General features: G+C 62.3%; 12 protein-coding genes. 7 read left to right on the top strand and 5 right to left on the bottom strand.

Annotation, left to right across the window (positions count from 1 at the left end):
• Positions 1–50 precede the first annotated feature (50 nt).
• The 3 genes from CFII68_RS11005 to CFII68_RS11015 form a co-directional block, all read right to left on the bottom strand.
• Positions 51–1,580 (bottom strand): DHA2 family efflux MFS transporter permease subunit, encoded by a 1,530-nt coding sequence (locus CFII68_RS11005; protein ID WP_018608896.1) that lies wholly within the window; start codon positions 1,578–1,580, stop codon positions 51–53.
• Positions 1,581–1,793: 213 nt separating this feature from the next.
• Entirely contained in the window at positions 1,794–2,555 is a 762-nt protein-coding gene (locus tag CFII68_RS11010; RefSeq protein WP_014335987.1) for a slipin family protein, read from the bottom strand.
• A gap of 1 nt (position 2,556) precedes the next feature.
• Entirely contained in the window at positions 2,557–3,081 is a 525-nt protein-coding gene (locus tag CFII68_RS11015; protein ID WP_018608894.1) for an NfeD family protein, read from the bottom strand.
• 147 nt (positions 3,082–3,228) lie between these two features.
• Between CFII68_RS11015 and CFII68_RS11020 the strand changes: the two genes are divergently transcribed.
• The 4 genes from CFII68_RS11020 (at position 3,229) to CFII68_RS11035 (ending at position 6,291) form a co-directional block, all read left to right on the top strand.
• The gene (locus CFII68_RS11020; protein WP_018608893.1) at positions 3,229–3,474 is read left to right on the top strand and encodes a DUF2789 domain-containing protein; all 246 of its coding nucleotides are present in this window, start codon (positions 3,229–3,231) and stop codon (positions 3,472–3,474) included.
• 127 nt (positions 3,475–3,601) lie between these two features.
• Complete coding sequence (locus CFII68_RS11025; protein ID WP_018608891.1) at positions 3,602–4,183, top strand: alpha/beta hydrolase; 582 nt, start codon at positions 3,602–3,604, stop codon at positions 4,181–4,183.
• Positions 4,184–4,230: 47 nt separating this feature from the next.
• Positions 4,231–5,166, top strand: a complete 936-nt coding sequence (locus tag CFII68_RS11030; protein ID WP_018608889.1) for a sigma 54-interacting transcriptional regulator — start codon at positions 4,231–4,233, stop codon at positions 5,164–5,166.
• A gap of 342 nt (positions 5,167–5,508) precedes the next feature.
• Entirely contained in the window at positions 5,509–6,291 is a 783-nt protein-coding gene (locus CFII68_RS11035; protein WP_018608887.1) for a MetQ/NlpA family ABC transporter substrate-binding protein, read from the top strand.
• A gap of 108 nt (positions 6,292–6,399) precedes the next feature.
• On the opposite strand, the gene CFII68_RS11040 is transcribed toward CFII68_RS11035, so the two are convergent.
• Positions 6,400–7,560 (bottom strand): AAA family ATPase, encoded by a 1,161-nt coding sequence (locus tag CFII68_RS11040; protein ID WP_018608885.1) that lies wholly within the window; start codon positions 7,558–7,560, stop codon positions 6,400–6,402.
• 240 nt (positions 7,561–7,800) lie between these two features.
• On the opposite strand from CFII68_RS11040, the gene CFII68_RS11045 reads away from it, so the two are divergent.
• The 3 genes from CFII68_RS11045 to CFII68_RS11055 are packed head-to-tail and all read left to right on the top strand — an operon-like array spanning position 7,801 to position 13,009.
• Positions 7,801–8,904, top strand: coding sequence for an efflux RND transporter periplasmic adaptor subunit (locus tag CFII68_RS11045; RefSeq protein ID WP_018608883.1), 1,104 nt, complete (start codon positions 7,801–7,803; stop codon positions 8,902–8,904).
• Entirely contained in the window at positions 8,901–9,965 is a 1,065-nt protein-coding gene (locus CFII68_RS11050) for an efflux RND transporter periplasmic adaptor subunit (protein ID WP_018608881.1), read from the top strand. Before CFII68_RS11045 ends, CFII68_RS11050 begins: the two co-directional genes overlap by 4 nt.
• A complete protein-coding gene (locus CFII68_RS11055) occupies positions 9,962–13,009 on the top strand; it encodes an efflux RND transporter permease subunit (protein WP_018608879.1) in 3,048 nt (1,015 codons plus the stop codon). Before CFII68_RS11050 ends, CFII68_RS11055 begins: the two co-directional genes overlap by 4 nt.
• Before the next feature lie 151 nt (positions 13,010–13,160).
• Here the strand turns inward: CFII68_RS11055 and CFII68_RS11060 are convergent, their stop codons facing one another.
• Positions 13,161–15,380 carry a heavy metal translocating P-type ATPase gene (locus tag CFII68_RS11060; protein ID WP_018608877.1) on the bottom strand — a complete coding sequence of 740 codons (2,220 nt, stop codon included), beginning with the start codon at positions 15,378–15,380 and terminating at the stop codon, positions 13,161–13,163.
• Between the last annotated feature and the right edge of the window lie 82 nt (positions 15,381–15,462).

Below are 15,462 nucleotides of genomic sequence, written 5' to 3'. Positions count from 1 at the left end.
GGGCAAGCCTTGCTCCCACAGGTACGCTCCCGCAGGGTGTTGTGTGTGGATCAGTGTCCTGCCGATGCAGGCCCCGCCTTCGCCGCAAACGGCGGCTTCGCCAGCCACACCAGCACGATCAACCCCATGAACGCCCAACCCAGCAGCGTGAAGTAATCCACGGTGGAGAGCATGTACGCCTGGCTGGTGAGGATCTGGTCGAGCTGGGCATAGGCCGGGGCACTCGCGCCACCGAGTTGGTTGAGTGCTTCGCGGGTGGCCGGCTCGAAAGTGCTGATGCTTTCGCTCAGGTAGGCGTGATGCTGGTCGGCCCGGCGGATCCAGATCCAGGTGGTCAGGGACGCGGCAAAGCTGCCGCCCAGGGTCCGCAGGAACGTCGCCAGCCCCGCGCCGTCGGCAATCTGGTGCGGCGGCAGGTCCGACATCAGAATGCTCAGGGTCGGCATGAAGAACAGCGCCACGCCGATGCCCATGAACAACTGCACCATCGCAATGTGCTGGAAATCCACCTCATTGGTAAACCCGGCGCGCATGAAGCAGCTCAGGCCCATGGCCAGGAACGCCAGCCCGGCCAACACACGCAGGTCGAACCGGTGGGCGTACTTGCCGACGAAGGGTGACATCAGCACCGGCAGGATGCCGATGGGCGCCACCGCCAGCCCGGCCCAGGTCGCGGTGTAGCCCATCTGGGTCTGCAACCACTGCGGCAGGATCAGGTTGATGCCGAAGAACCCGGCATAGCCCCCCACCAGCACAATGGTGCCGATGCGAAAGTTGCGATAGGCGAACAGGCGGAGATTGACCACCGGGTGGCGGTCGGTCATTTCCCAGATCACGAACACCGCCAGGGCAATGATCGAAATCAGCGCACCGCTAATGATGAAATTCGATTCGAACCAGTCCAGGTCGTTGCCTTTGTCGAGGATCACCTGGAGCGCGCCGACGCCGATGATCAGCGTGATCAACCCCACGTAGTCCATTGGTTGATGGCTGGTGACCACCGGTCGCGCCTTGAGCTGCTGTTGCACGACCATCGCCGCGAAGACGCCGATGGGTACGTTGATGAAGAAAATCCACGGCCAGCTATAGCTGTCGGTGATCCAGCCACCGAGGATCGGCCCGGCAATCGGCGCCACCACCGTGACCATCGCCAGCAACGCCAGGGCCATGCCGCGCCTGGCCGGCGGGTACACGGCTATCAGCAAGGTCTGGGTCATCGGATACAACGGCCCGGCCACCAGCCCTTGAAGTACGCGAAAGCCAATCAGCTCCGGCATCGAGGTGGAAATACCGCACAAGAACGACGCGAGCACGAACAGCATCGTCGCCCACAAAAACAGCTTCACCTCGCCAAACCGCCGGCTCAACCAGCCGGTGAGCGGCAAGGCGATGGCGTTGCTCACCGCGAACGAGGTAATCACCCAAGTGCCCTGCTCCGAGCTCACGCCCAGGTTGCCGGAAATGGTCGGCAAGGCGACGTTGGCAATGGTGGTGTCGAGCACCTGCATGAACGTCGCCAGCGACAGCCCGATGGTGCTGAGCAACAGGCTGGGCGGCGTGAAAGACGCATTATTGCTCATTGCGAGAATCCTATGAAGCGAAGGTGGCGAAATCCCTTGGGACAAGACCCAACCCCTGTGGGTGCAAGATCCTTAAACCCTGTGGGAGCAAGGCTGTGTGGGAGCAAAGCTTGCTCGCGAAACAGGCGCCTCGATTTCTGAAAGACCGCATCGCCGCCATCGCGGGCAAGCCCTGCTCCCACAGTGGGCAGTGCGTGCCTTGTCTGCAATGCATCAGGACTTGTTGGGCGACAACTCCGCCATCCCCTTGAGCAATTCAATCGGCAAGGGGAAGACGATGGTGGAGCTTTTATCCCCGGCAATCGAGCCCAGTGTCTGCATGTAGCGAAGTTGCATGGCGCCTGGCTGGCGGCCGAGCATTTCGGCGGCCTGCATGAGTTTTTCCGAGGCTTGCAGTTCGCCTTCGGCGTGGATCACCTTGGCCCGGCGTTCGCGCTCGGCTTCGGCTTGGCGGGCGATGGCGCGGATCATTGATTCGTTGAGGTCCACGTGCTTGATCTCGACATTTGCCACCTTGATACCCCAGGCATCGGTCTGGGCGTCGAGTACTTGCTGGATGTCGCCGTTCAATTGCTCGCGTTCGGCCAGCAGTTGGTCCAGGTCATGCTTGCCGAGGACCGCGCGCAAGGTGGTCTGGGCCAGTTGGCTGGTGGCCATGAGGAAGTTCTCGACCTGGATAATGGCTTTCTGCGGATCGAGCACGCGGAAATACAGCACCGCGTTGACCTTCACCGAGACGTTGTCGCGGGTGATCACGTCCTGGGGCGGCACGTCGAGGACAATGGTGCGCAGGTCGACGCGGATCATCTGCTGCACCACCGGAATCAGCAGGATCAACCCCGGCCCCTTGACTTGCCAGAACCGACCGAGCTGGAACACCACTGCTCGTTCGTATTCACGCAGGATCCGGAACGTCGCACCCGCCAGTGCGATCAACAGCAACAACAGCACTACAAAACCTATTTGCATGCCCATCTCATACCCCTCCAGAGTCAGCGGCGGCCACTTCCAGCAGCAACCCCTTGCGTGCGATGACCCGCACCGCTTGCCCAGACCGCAGCGGCGTCGCACTTGCCACCTGCCAGCGTTCGCCTTCCAACTGGACCCAGCCATGATGATGATTGCCGGCCTGCAACGCGGTCACCATCGTGACGCTGCCCAACAGCGCGGCATCGCCGCTGACGGGTTGGCGCGGTCGGGTTTTCAACGCACGGACCAGCAGGAAGATCAGCAGCAGCGCACTGATCAGGCCCAGGCCGAGCATCAGCGGAACCGGGACATCGGCGTTGGTCAGGATGACCGCGCCAATCACACACAGGACCATGCCACCCAGCCCCGCGACGCCGTAATTGGGCAGCGCTGCCTCGAAGACCAGCAAGGCCACGCCAACGGCAACCAGCCAGAACCCCAGGGGATCGGTGCCCAGTGGCACGAGACCCTCGGCACCGAACGCAGGCCCGCTGATCGCCAGCAGTGCAACCGTCAACCAGTGAATGTTCACAGGACCCTCCGCAACGTGTATTCGTCGGGACGTTATTCAAAGTCTAGTCGAGTCGTGGGTTGATTGAATTTTGATCAGTATGGCGGTCATTCAGGGCTAGACTGCGGGAAAGCACCCAATCACCCGTCTTATCCTCAGGAGCCTCGCATGGAATCCCCGATCCACAGCCTGCCCGCGCTGTTCAAACAATTGGGCCTGTCTGATGACGCCGTTGATATCGACAAATTCATCGCGGCCCATTCCCCTCTCAAGCCTGAACTTCACTTGGCCGATGCGTATTTCTGGAATGAGGGCCAGCGGCAAATGCTGCGCGACGAAATCCTCGAAGATGCGGACTGGGCGGAAGTGATAGATCAGTTGGATGTGTTGTTGCGCAAGGGGCGTAGCGAGTGAGACCGACGCAATACCACAGAGTTGATTTGTTATTCCTTTAAAGAATTAACAAATAGCTTCTTATTCCTTAAATAATATAGCTCTCCTCCTTATACTCGTCCGGGAACAGACACGCAGGAGAGCACCCATGCGCAACGAATCGATTCGCTACCTGATTGTGCCGGGCTGGCAAGGATCGCCGGAAAATCATTGGCAAACCCACTGGCAGAACAGCCTGCCCAACAGTGCCAGGGTCGAGCAGGCCGACTGGGTCACGCCTCGGCGTGAAGACTGGGTGGCGGCGCTGGCCGAGGCCGTGGCCGCCGACAGCACACCAGTGATCCTGATTGCCCATAGCCTGGGTTGCATCACGGTGGCCCATTGGGCCGCCACCGCGCCGGTGCAGTTCCTGCGACAGGTGCGTGGGGCGTTGCTGGTGGCGCCGGCGGATGTCGAACGGCCGGCCTGCGTCCCGGCACTGCGCAACTTCGCGCCGATTCCCACTGATCTGTTGCCGTTCCCAAGCCAAGTGGTCAGCTCCGACAACGACGCCGCCGTGAGCGCCCCGCGCGCCCTGGAGCTGGCGCGCAACTGGGGCGCCGAGGCCGGGATTCTGTCCGGGGCGGGGCATATCAACGTGAAGTCCGGTCATCAGCGTTGGGAGCAGGGTTTCGCTTACCTCTATCGTCTGCAAAACCGCATGGAGCATCACGCCCTGCGTCGCGCCTGAATTTTTAGCGCCCCCCGTCTCCCGGCGGTCTGGGGCGGGAGCCTGCCATGAGTTTGCATGAAACCTTCGGTCAGCCCTTGCTGACCTTTCCCGATGCGGAAAAAAGCCCCCTGAGCATTCGCGCCAAGGCGCTGGTGTTCGTCGACCCCCGTTCGCGGCAATTGCGCCAGGCATTGGAGCAACTGGCGCCGCGTGCGATCTCGGTGCTGATACGCGGCGAAACCGGTAGCGGCAAGGAATTGCTGGCCCGGCATATCCACCGCGAAAGTGATCGCGGCGGGTTGTTTGTCTCGGTCAACTGCGGCGCGATCAGCCCGACTTACGCCGACGCTGAACTGTTCGGCTATGCCGCCGGTAGCTATAGCGGTTCGGCCAGCAGCCGGGCCGGTTGGTTTGGGTCGGCCAATGGCGGCACCCTCTACTTGGATGAAATCGGTGATTTGCCGCTGCCGATCCAGATCAAATTGCTGGCGGCCCTGGAAAACCATGAAGTCACCCGCGTGGGTGCGCATCAGCCCAGCCCGGTGGATGTCCGCCTGGTGGCAGCGACCAGCATCGACCTGGCACAAGCGGTGGCGGCCGGGAAATTCCACGAACGGCTCTACCACTACTTGAGCGAAGGCCAACTGGAACTGCCGGCCCTGCGCGAGCGGGTAGGCGATATCCTGTCCCTGGCCGAATATTTCCTGGGCATCTACAGCCAGCGACTCGGCCTCAGCGTGCCGCTGATCAGTGAAGCGGCGCAGTACGCCCTCGAGCGGCACAGTTGGCCGGGCAACACCCGCGAGCTGGAAAACGTCATTCACTTCGCGTTGCTGGTGAGCACGGGGGATGAGATTTTGCCGGAGCACTTGAATCTGCCGCCCCAGCCTTCAGCCTTGGAGCTGATTGATCAGCAGGTGGCGCAGGTCATTGCACAGGGTTCGGACGCCGAGCGCCTAGCCCTCAAGGCGCTGCTGAATCGACTGGAGCAAACGCTATAGGGCACACCTCGCCGGGCCTGCAGGAGCTGTGTAGGAGCTGTCGAGTGCAACGAGGCTGCGATCTTTCCCCAGACAATTGAGTCGCAAGCGAAAGATCAAGATCAAGATCAAGATCAAAAGATCGCAGGCTTCGCCAGCTCCTACACAGAGCGGGAGCAAGCTCCCTCGCCACAAAAGCGGTGCTTTTCTATATGAGTAAAATGAATATGAACTTGAATAAAAGATATTTTTAAGGAATAAAAAATATCGGTATTGTCCGCATCACGCCAGCGATAGCACTTCACTGGCACTCCACATTTGGCCGTCGTCCATGACGACCGTGATTTTCGATAAGGACACTGCATGAAAAAGGTTCTGTTGTTCACCGCATTGGCGGCAGCCCTGGCCTCGGGCCTGGCCCAGGCCGCGGAGAAACTGGTCGTGGCCGCCACCCCGGTGCCACACGCTGAAATCCTCGAGCTGATCAAGCCGGCCCTGGCCAAAGAAGGCGTGGACCTGGAAATCAAGGTCTTCACCGACTACGTCCAACCCAACGTACAGGTTGATCAGAAGCGCCTGGACGCCAACTACTTCCAGACCCTGCCGTACCTGACGAACTTCAACGAAGGCAAAGGCACTCATCTGGTGACCGTGATCGGCGTTCACGTCGAACCGTTCGGCGGCTACTCGAAGAAGTACAAAAAATTGGCTGATCTGCCAAACGGCGCAACCATCGCGCTGCCCAACGAAGGCAGCAACAGCGGCCGTGCCCTGCTCCTGCTGCAGAAGGCTGGCCTGATCGAGTTGAAAGACCCGAAAAATGCGTTGGCAACCCCGAAAGATATCGCCAAGAACCCGCACAACTTCAAGTTCAAGGAACTGGAATCGGCCATGCTGCCGCGCGTGCTGGACCAGGTCGACCTGGACCTGATCAACACCAACTATGCCCTGGAAGCGGGTCTTAACCCGGCCAAGGATGCACTGGTGATCGAAGGCGCGGACTCGCCTTACGTCAACTTCCTGGTGGCCCGTCCGGACAACAAGGACAGCCCGGCCATCCAGAAACTGGCCAAGGCCCTGACCAGCCCTGAAGTGAAGGCGTTCATCGAGAAGAAATACAGCGGCGCGGTACTGCCGGCGTTCTGATTCGCGGGCTATATCCTTTCACGGTTTCAAACGCCGACGGCTGATACAGCGTCGGCGTTTTTTATTGTGGGAGCGAGCTTGCTCGCGATTCGGTTGATCAGGCGCAGATTAGTCCGGCCAATGCCACGCCGGTTCATCCAGCACCCGCTGCCCGACAATCCCGGTCTGCCCAAGCTCCTTTTCCAGCACGATGCAATTGCACTGCTCATCCTGCTCCAGGGCGGCGATCAGGCGCGTGGCGTGGGACACCACCCAGACCTGGCAATTGACTGAAGCACGGATGATCAGGCGCGCCAAGGCTGGCAACAGATCGGGGTGCAGGCTGGTTTCCGGTTCGTTGAGCACCATCAGCGAGGGTGGTCGTGGTGTGAGCAGGGCGGCCACCAGCAACAGATAGCGCAAGGTCCCGTCCGACAGTTCGGCGGCGGACAGCGGCCGCAGCAGGCCGTGCTGTTGAAACGCGATGGCGAAACGTCCGCCTTGCAGTTTCTCAATGCGTAGATGGGCACCGGGGAACGCGTCGCCGATGGCGGCATGCAAGGCCTCGACGTCACCGATTTCAAGGATGGTCTGCAACGCGGCGGCCAGATCGCGTCCGTCGTGGTGCAGCACCGGCGTGCGAGTGCCCAGTTGCGGTTGGCGCACCGGGGCGTCGGCGTCGCTGCGAAAATGATCGTAGAAGCGCCAGCGACGAATGAACTCGCGCATCTGCAGGACCTCCGGCGAGGTGCGCAGGCTGCCGACCTGGTCGAACAGGCTGTCGAAGGTCGGCGTGTGCTGGGCCAGCACATCCCAGGAACGACTTTCGCGGGCTCGGATCATCGGCCCGTTGCGGTCCACCAGCAGGCTGGCTGGCCGAAACACCGGGCCTGCCCAGAGGCATTCGCGCTTGATTTCAGGGTCCAGTGAAAACGCCGAACGACTGGGTTCCGGCAAGCCCAGGGCGATCGAATAGCTGAAGTCCTCCCCAGCGAAGCCCAGGCGCAGGCGCTTGGTGCCCTGGCGCACAATCGCCTGGACCGGCACCTCGCCGTTACGCATGCGCCGGCTGATTTCTTCCGGCCCGGCCCAGAAGGTCGAGTCCAGTCCGCCTTCGCGGGCCAGGGCGTTGACCACCCCGCCCTGGGCTGTCTCGGCCAACAGGCGTAGGGCGCGGTACAGATTGGACTTGCCGCTGCCGTTGGGACCGGTGATCAGGTTCAGCCGGCCCAGGGGGATGACCAGTTTGTTGATCGATCGATAGTTGGCCACCGCCAATGTCTTGAGCATGGGCAGACTCCTGCTGCATGGGTTCGTAGGAGCTGTCGAGCGAAGCGAGGCTGCGATCTTTCCGAACCCCATTGATTCTCAAGTGAAAGATCAAAAGATCGCAGCCTCGCTTCGCTCGGCAGCTCCTACAGGCGGCGATCAGTTTGCCTGATTTGCTGCACCCGTTGTATTCGTGGAACCCTGTTCTAAGCTCACAGTCGTATCGTCACTGGTACGTCCGTACAACGCAAAGGAGTCTGCATGGCTGGTCCCGGAATCAAATTGATGATTGGTTTGGGCGTGTGCGTGTTGTTGACGGGGTGCGGTGATAAGAAGCCCGAAGAAAAAGCCCTGCCGCGGGTTTTCGTGCAGCAAGCCGTACCCAGCGAATACGCCGCTTCGGTGACCTTGACCGGCGATGTCCAGGCGCGGGTGCAGGCTGACTTGTCGTTTCGCGTGGGCGGCAAGATCATCGAACGCAAGGTCGATGTCGGCGCCCGGGTCTCGGCCCGGCAAGTGCTGGCCCGGCTCGACCCCCGGGACCTGCAGACCAACGTCGACTCCGCCGAGGCTCAGGTGGCCGCCGAGCAGGCGCGAGTCAAGCAGAGTGCGGCGGCGTTCGTGCGCCAGCAGAAACTCCTGCCCAAGGGCTACACCAGCCAGAGCGAATACGACGCGGCCCAGGCCCAACTGCGCAGCAGCCAGAGTGCATTGAGCGCCGCCCAGGCCCAACTGGCCAACGCCCGCGAACAACTGAGCTACACCGCACTGATTGCCGAGGCCCCGGGCATCATCACCGCGCGCCAGGCGGAAGTCGGCCAGGTGGTGCAGGCCACGGAGCCGATCTTCAGCCTGGCCCGGGACGGCGAGCGCGACGCGGTGTTCAATATCTACGAATCGCTGTTGAGCGAACCGCCTTCGGACCCTGCAATCACCATCAGTTTGTTGGACAACCCCGCCGTCAAGACCACCGGCACGGTGCGCGAGATCACCCCGGCGGTGTCGGCCCAGACCGGCACCGTGCAGGTCAAGGTCACCCTCAATGATTTGCCCGAAGGCATGCGCCTGGGCTCGGTGGTCAGTGCCACGGCCAAGTCCGCCGGCAAGACCGCCTTCGAGCTGCCTTGGTCGGCCCTGACCAAAAACCTCAGTGACCCGGCCGTTTGGCTGGTGGACGGCGAGGGCAAGGCGCAGTTGCAAACGGTGACGGTCGGCCGCTACCTGACCGGCAAGGTCATCATCAGCGATGGGCTCAAGGGGGGCGAGAAAATCATCATCGCCGGTGGGCAATTGTTGCACCCCGGCGTACGCGTCGAGATCGCTGAAAACGCCGCTGGAAAAACCACGCAGGGGACCCAACCATGAAGCGTTTGTGGATGGTCTCGGTCGGCCTCTTGCTGGCTGCCTGCTCCAAGGAAGAAGCGCCGCCCGAACCGGTGCGCCCGGTGTTGTCCGTTGAAGTCCGGGCCCTCGACCAGCAGGCACTCGGGCGGTTCGCTGGCAATATCCAGGCGCGCTACGAGAGCAACGTGGGTTTCCGTGTGCCTGGACGGATCGCCAGCCGCAATGTCGATGTCGGTGCGCAAGTGAAGAAGGGCGACCTGCTCGCCACGCTCGACCCTACCGACCAGCAAAACCAGTTGCGCGCCGCCCAGGGCGATCTGGCGCGGATCGAGGCGCAGTACATCAATGCCCAGGCCAATGCCCGTCGCCAGCAGCAATTGTTCGACCGTGGCGTGGGCGCCCAGGCGCAACTGGACATCGCCCAGACCGACCTGAAAACCACTGGCGCCTCTCTCGAACAGGCCAAGGCCTCGGTGGAGCAGTCCCGCGACCAGCTCAACTACAGCGCGCTGCACACCGACCACGACGCCGTCGTCACGGCCTGGAATGCCGAAGCCGGGCAGGTGGTCACCGCCGGCCAGCAAGTGGTGACCCTGGCCCGCCCGGACATCAAGGAAGCAGTGATCGACCTGCCAGCCGGGCTGGTCGAGCGCCTGCCCACGGACGTGGTGTTCGAGGTTGCCGCGCAATTGGACCCGAACATCCACACCACCGCCATCGTGCGTGAGATCGAACCTCAGGCCCAGAGCGCGACCCGCACCCGCCGCGCGCGCTTGACACTGACCGACACGCCACCAGGTTTTCGCCTGGGCACGGCCATCAGCGTGACCCTGAGCTCGACCATCGAACCACGCATCGAGCTGCCACTGAGCGCGCTGCAAGAGATCGACGGCAAGGCGCGCATCTGGCTGGTCGACCCGCAAACCCAGACCGTCTCGCCCCGTGACGTACGGATTCTCGAACGCTTGGCCAACTCGGTGCTGGTGGCCAACGGCATCAAGGCCGGCGATCGCGTGGTCAGCGCTGGGGTGAACAGTCTCCAGCCGGGGCAGAAAGTGAAACTCGACGAGGACGCACGATGAAAGGGCCTTTCAATCTGTCCGAATGGGCCCTGCGGCATCAGTCGTTCGTCTGGTACCTGATGTTCGTGGCATTGCTGATGGGCGTGTTTTCGTACATGAACCTGGGGCGCGAAGAAGACCCATCGTTCACCATCAAGACCATGGTCATCCAGACCCGTTGGCCTGGCGCGACCCAGGAAGAAACCCTCAGGCAGGTCACCGATCGCATCGAGAAAAAACTCGAAGAGCTCGATTCCCTCGACTACGTCAAAAGCTACACCCGACCGGGAGAATCGACGGTGTTCGTGTACCTGCTCGACACCACCGGGGCCAAGGAAATCCCCGAGATCTGGTACCAGGTGCGCAAGAAGATCAACGACATTCGCGGCGATTTCCCTGACGGCTTGCAAGGGCCCGGGTTCAACGACGAGTTCGGCGATGTCTACGGTTCGGTGTACGCCTTCACCGGCGATGGCCTGTCGATGCGCCAGTTGCGCGACTACGTGGAACAGGTGCGCGCCGAGATCCGTGGCGTACCGGGCCTGGGCAAGGTCGAGATGGTGGGCGAGCAGGACGAAGTGCTCTACCTGAACTTCTCCACGCGCAAACTTGCCGCCCTGGGGATCGACCAGCGCCAAGTCGTGCAAAGCCTGCAGACCCAGAACGCCGTGACTCCGGCAGGGGTGATCGACGCCGGGCCGGAGCGGATTTCCGTGCGCACGTCCGGGCAGTTCCAGTCGGAAAAGGACCTGGCCAACGTCAACCTGCGGCTCAACGACCGCTTCTATCGACTGGCCGACATCGCCGATATCAGCCGCGGTTACGTTGACCCTGCCACGCCGATGTTCCGTTTCAACGGTACACCGGCCATCGGCCTCGCCATCGCAATGAAGAAGGGCGGCAACATCCAGGACTTCGGCAAGGCGTTGCATGCGCGCATGAGCGAGCTGACCGCCGACCTGCCGGTGGGCGTTGGCGTGCATACCGTGTCGGACCAGGCCGAAGTGGTGGAGGAGGCGGTCGGCGGCTTCACCAGCGCCTTGTTCGAGGCGGTGATCATCGTCCTGCTCGTCAGCTTCGTCAGCCTCGGCGTCAGGGCCGGGTTGGTGGTGGCCTGCTCGATTCCGCTGGTGCTGGCGATGGTCTTCCTGTTCATGGAATACAGCGGCATCACCATGCAGCGGATTTCCCTTGGCGCGTTGATCATCGCCCTCGGCCTGCTGGTGGACGACGCGATGATCACCGTGGAAATGATGGTCACGCGCCTGGAAAAAGGTGACACCAAGGATCAGGCCGCGACGTTCGCCTACACCTCGACGGCGTTCCCGATGCTCACCGGGACCCTGGTGACCGTGGCGGGTTTCGTGCCCATCGGCCTGAACGCCAGTTCCGCCGGTGAGTACACCTTCACCCTGTTCGCGGTCATCGCCGTGGCGATGCTGGTGTCATGGATCGTCGCGGTGTTGTTTGCCCCGGTGATTGGCGTGCACATCCTCAGCACCAACGTGAAACCCCACAGCGCCGAGCCGGGGCGGATCGGCCGGGCATTCAACGGCGGCCTGCTGTGGGCGATGCGCAATCGCTGGTGGGCCATTGGCATCACCGTGCTGCTGTTCGTGCTGTCGGTGTTTTGCATGCGTTTCGTGCAAAACCAGTTCTTCCCGTCCTCGGACCGGCCGGAAATCCTGGTGGACCTCAACCTGCCGCAAAACGCCTCGATGGACGAGACCCGCCGGGCGGTCGATCGCCTGGAAGCGACCCTCAAGGGCGACCCGGACATCGAGCGCTGGAGCAGCTACATCGGCGAAGGCGCGATTCGCTTTTACCTGCCGCTGGACCAGCAACTGCAGAACCCGTACTACGCGCAACTGGTGATCGTCAGCAAGGGCCTGGAGTCGCGCACGGCCCTCACCGAGCGTCTGCAAAAGCGTCTGCGTGAGGATTTCGTCGGGATTGGCAGCTACGTGCAGGCCCTGGAAATGGGCCCGCCGGTGGGCCGGCCGATCCAGTACCGGGTCAGCGGCAAGGACATCGACCAGGTGCGCAAGCATGCGATCGAACTGGCCACCGAGCTGGACAAGAACTCGCACATTGGCGAAATCATTTACGACTGGAACGAACCGGGCAAGGTGCTGCGCATCGACATCGCCCAGGACAAGGCGCGGCAGCTGGGCCTGTCTTCCGATGATGTGGCCAGGGTGATGAACAGCATTGTCAGCGGCTCGCCCGTGACCCAGGTCAACGACGATATTTACCTGATCGACGTGGTCGGCCGTGCCGAAGATGCCGAGCGTGGTTCGCCGGAAACCCTGCAGAACCTGCAAATCGTCACCCCGGGCGGCACCTCGATTCCGTTGCTGGCGTTCGCCACGGTGCGCTATGAACTGGAACAGCCCTTGGTGTGGCGTCGTGACCGCAAGCCGACCATCACCATCAAGGCCGCGGTGCGCGACGAGATCCAACCCACCGACCTGGTCAAGCAACTGCAACCGGCCATCGACACGTTCGCCGCCGGCCTGCCAGTGGGCTACAAGGTCGCCACGGGCGGTACGGTGGAAGAGAGCAGCAAGGCCCAAGGGCCGATCGCCAGTGTCGTGCCGCTGATGCTGTTCTTGATGGCGACCTTCCTGATGATCCAGCTGCACAGCGTGCAGAAACTGTTCCTGGTGGCGAGTGTCGCGCCTCTCGGATTGATCGGTGTGGTGCTGGCGCTGGTGCCGACGGGCACGCCCATGGGCTTCGTGGCGATCCTCGGGATCCTCGCGTTGATTGGCATCATCATCCGTAACTCGGTGATCCTGGTGACCCAGATCGATGAATACGAACGTGACGGCTACGAGCCCTGGGATGCGGTGGTGGAAGCCACCGAACACCGGCGCCGACCGATCCTGCTCACGGCGGCCGCGGCGAGCCTGGGGATGATCCCGATTGCCCGGGAAGTGTTCTGGGGGCCGATGGCCTACGCGATGATCGGCGGGATCATCATCGCGACGCTACTGACGCTGCTGTTCCTGCCGGCGCTGTATGTGGCCTGGTACAAGATCCGCGAGCCGAAGCGTGATTGAGTTGGCGTTAAATCATGGGGGCTGCTGCGCAGCCCATCGCGAGCAAGCTTTGCTCCCACAGCAGATCCGTAGTGAATTCAGATTCTGTATTCGCAAAGACCTGTGGGAGCAAAGCTTGCTCGCGATGAGGCCCTCCCTGTCACCGCAAACTTTACTTGCGTAGCAACCGCAACCCATTGAACACCACCAGCAAACTCACCCCCATGTCGGCAAACACCGCCATCCACATGGTGGCGAACCCGGCGAAAGTGAACCCGAGGAAGATCGCCTTGATCACCAACGCCAAGGCAATGTTCTGTTTCAGGATGCTTGAAGTCTGCCGCGACAGGCGAATGAACGCCGGGATCTTGCGCAGATCATCGTCCATCAAGGCGACATCGGCGGTTTCGATGGCGGTGTCGGTGCCGGCCGCCGCCATGGCGAAACCGATTTCCGAACGGGCCAGGGCCGGGGCGTCGTTGATGCCGTCGCCGACCATGCCGACGCGGTGACCCTGGGCGTACAACGCTTCGATGGCTTGCAGCTTGTCTTCGGGCAACAGGTCGCCTCGGGCTTGGTCCATGCCCACCTGTGCAGCAATCGCGTCGGCGGTGTGGGCGTTGTCGCCGGTGAGCATCAAGGTCTTGATGCCCAGGTCATGCAGTTGCCGGATGGCTTCGCGACTTGAGTCCTTCACGGTGTCGGCCACGGCAAACAGCGCCAAGGGGCCTGTAGCGTCGAGCAGCAGCACCACGGACTTGCCTTGTTTTTCCAGGGCGAAGAGTTTCTCTTCCAGTTCGGGGGAGCACAGGCCGAGGTCTTCCACCAGGCGGTGATTGCCCAGGTGATACGTCTGCCCGCCGATGTCGCCGCGCACGCCACGCCCGGCAAGCGCCTCGAAGTTATCCACAACCTGCTGTGCCAGTTGCTTATCCACAGCCGCGTTGGCAATCGCCCGGGAAACCGGGTGATCGGAGCGGGCGGCGAGGCTGGCGGCCAGGGCCGGAGCGATGGTTTCCACGCTCGGGTCCAGCGCCACATAGTCGGTTTGCACCGGCTTGCCGTGGGTGATCGTGCCGGTCTTGTCCAAGGCCAGGTAGTCGAGCTTGTAGCCGCCCTCCAGGTACACGCCGCCCTTGACCAGGATGCCTTTGCGCGCGGCGGCAGCGAGGCCGCTGACGATGGTCACAGGGGTGGAAATCACCAGCGCGCAGGGGCAGGCGACCACCAGCAGCACCAGCGCCCGGTAGATCCAGTCGAACCACGCCGCGCCCATGAACAACGGTGGGATGACGGCCACGGCCAAGGCCAGGACAAACACCGCCGGGGTGTAGATTTTCGAGAACTGGTCGACGAAGCGTTGGGTCGGCGCGCGGGAGCCCTGGGCCTGTTCCACGGCGTGGATGATCCGCGCCAGGGTGGAGTGATCGGCCGCTGCGGTCACGGTGTATTCCAATTCGCCGGCCTGGTTGATGGTGCCGGCAAACACCTTGTCGCCGATGGTTTTTTCCACCGGCAGGCTCTCGCCGGTAATCGGTGCCTGGTCGATGGTCGAACGGCCGGCGACCACGTCACCGTCCAGGCCCACCCTTTCGCCCGGGCGAACCCGTACCCGCGCACCGAGGGCGATGATTTTTACGTCTTGTGCCTGCCAGCTGCCATCAGCCTGTTGCACGGTGGCCTGTTCCGGGGCCATCTGCATCAGGCCGCTGATGGCGTTGCGCGCCCGGTCCAGGGATTTGGCTTCGATCAGCTCGGCCACGGTGAACAGGAACATCACCATCGCCGCTTCTGGCCATTGGCCGATCAGCACGGCGCCGGTCACGGCGATGCTCATCAACGCATTGATGTTCAAGTTGCGGTTTTTCAGGGCGATCCAGCCCTTCTTATAGGTACCCAGGCCACCGCTGAGGATCGACACCAATGCCACCACTGCGACCACCCAGTTTGGCGCGGCGTTGGTGAAGTGGATCATCTCGGCGCCCAGGGCTGTCACGCCGGACAGCGCCAGCGGCCACCAGGGCTTGGCCGGGGCGGGCAAGTCAGGGGTGGTTTTCTCTTTGCCCGGTGTCATCGGCTCGGCCTGCATCCCTAAGGACTCGATGGCCTTGATGATCGGCGCGTCGCTTGGCAAATCGTGGGTCACGCCCAGTACGCGGTTGATCAGGTTGAAATCCAGTTGCTGCACGCCTTCGAGCTTGCCGAGCTTGTTCTGGATCAGCGTCTGTTCGGTGGGGCAGTCCATGGCTTCGATGCGGAAGCTGCTCAGCCGCGCACCGTCCGTCGGCGTTTTGCCGAGGATGACCTGCGACGGGGCTGCTTTCGATGCGCAGCAGGAATGCCCGTGGTCATGGCCGTGGTCGGGTTTGTGGATGTGAAGGGAATCGCTCATCGGGTGACGTCCGTGAAAAGTGCCTGTTGCGCAGTAAAGACCCTGTAGCCACTATAGGGTCAAGCACCTATTTGGGAGGTCG

The sequence above is a fragment of the Pseudomonas sp. CFII68 genome, from assembly GCF_000416195.1.
Lineage (GTDB): Bacteria > Pseudomonadota > Gammaproteobacteria > Pseudomonadales > Pseudomonadaceae > Aquipseudomonas > Aquipseudomonas kilonensis.
Note: the sequence above shows the minus strand (reverse complement) of the source record. Positions and strands in the feature narration are given on the sequence as shown.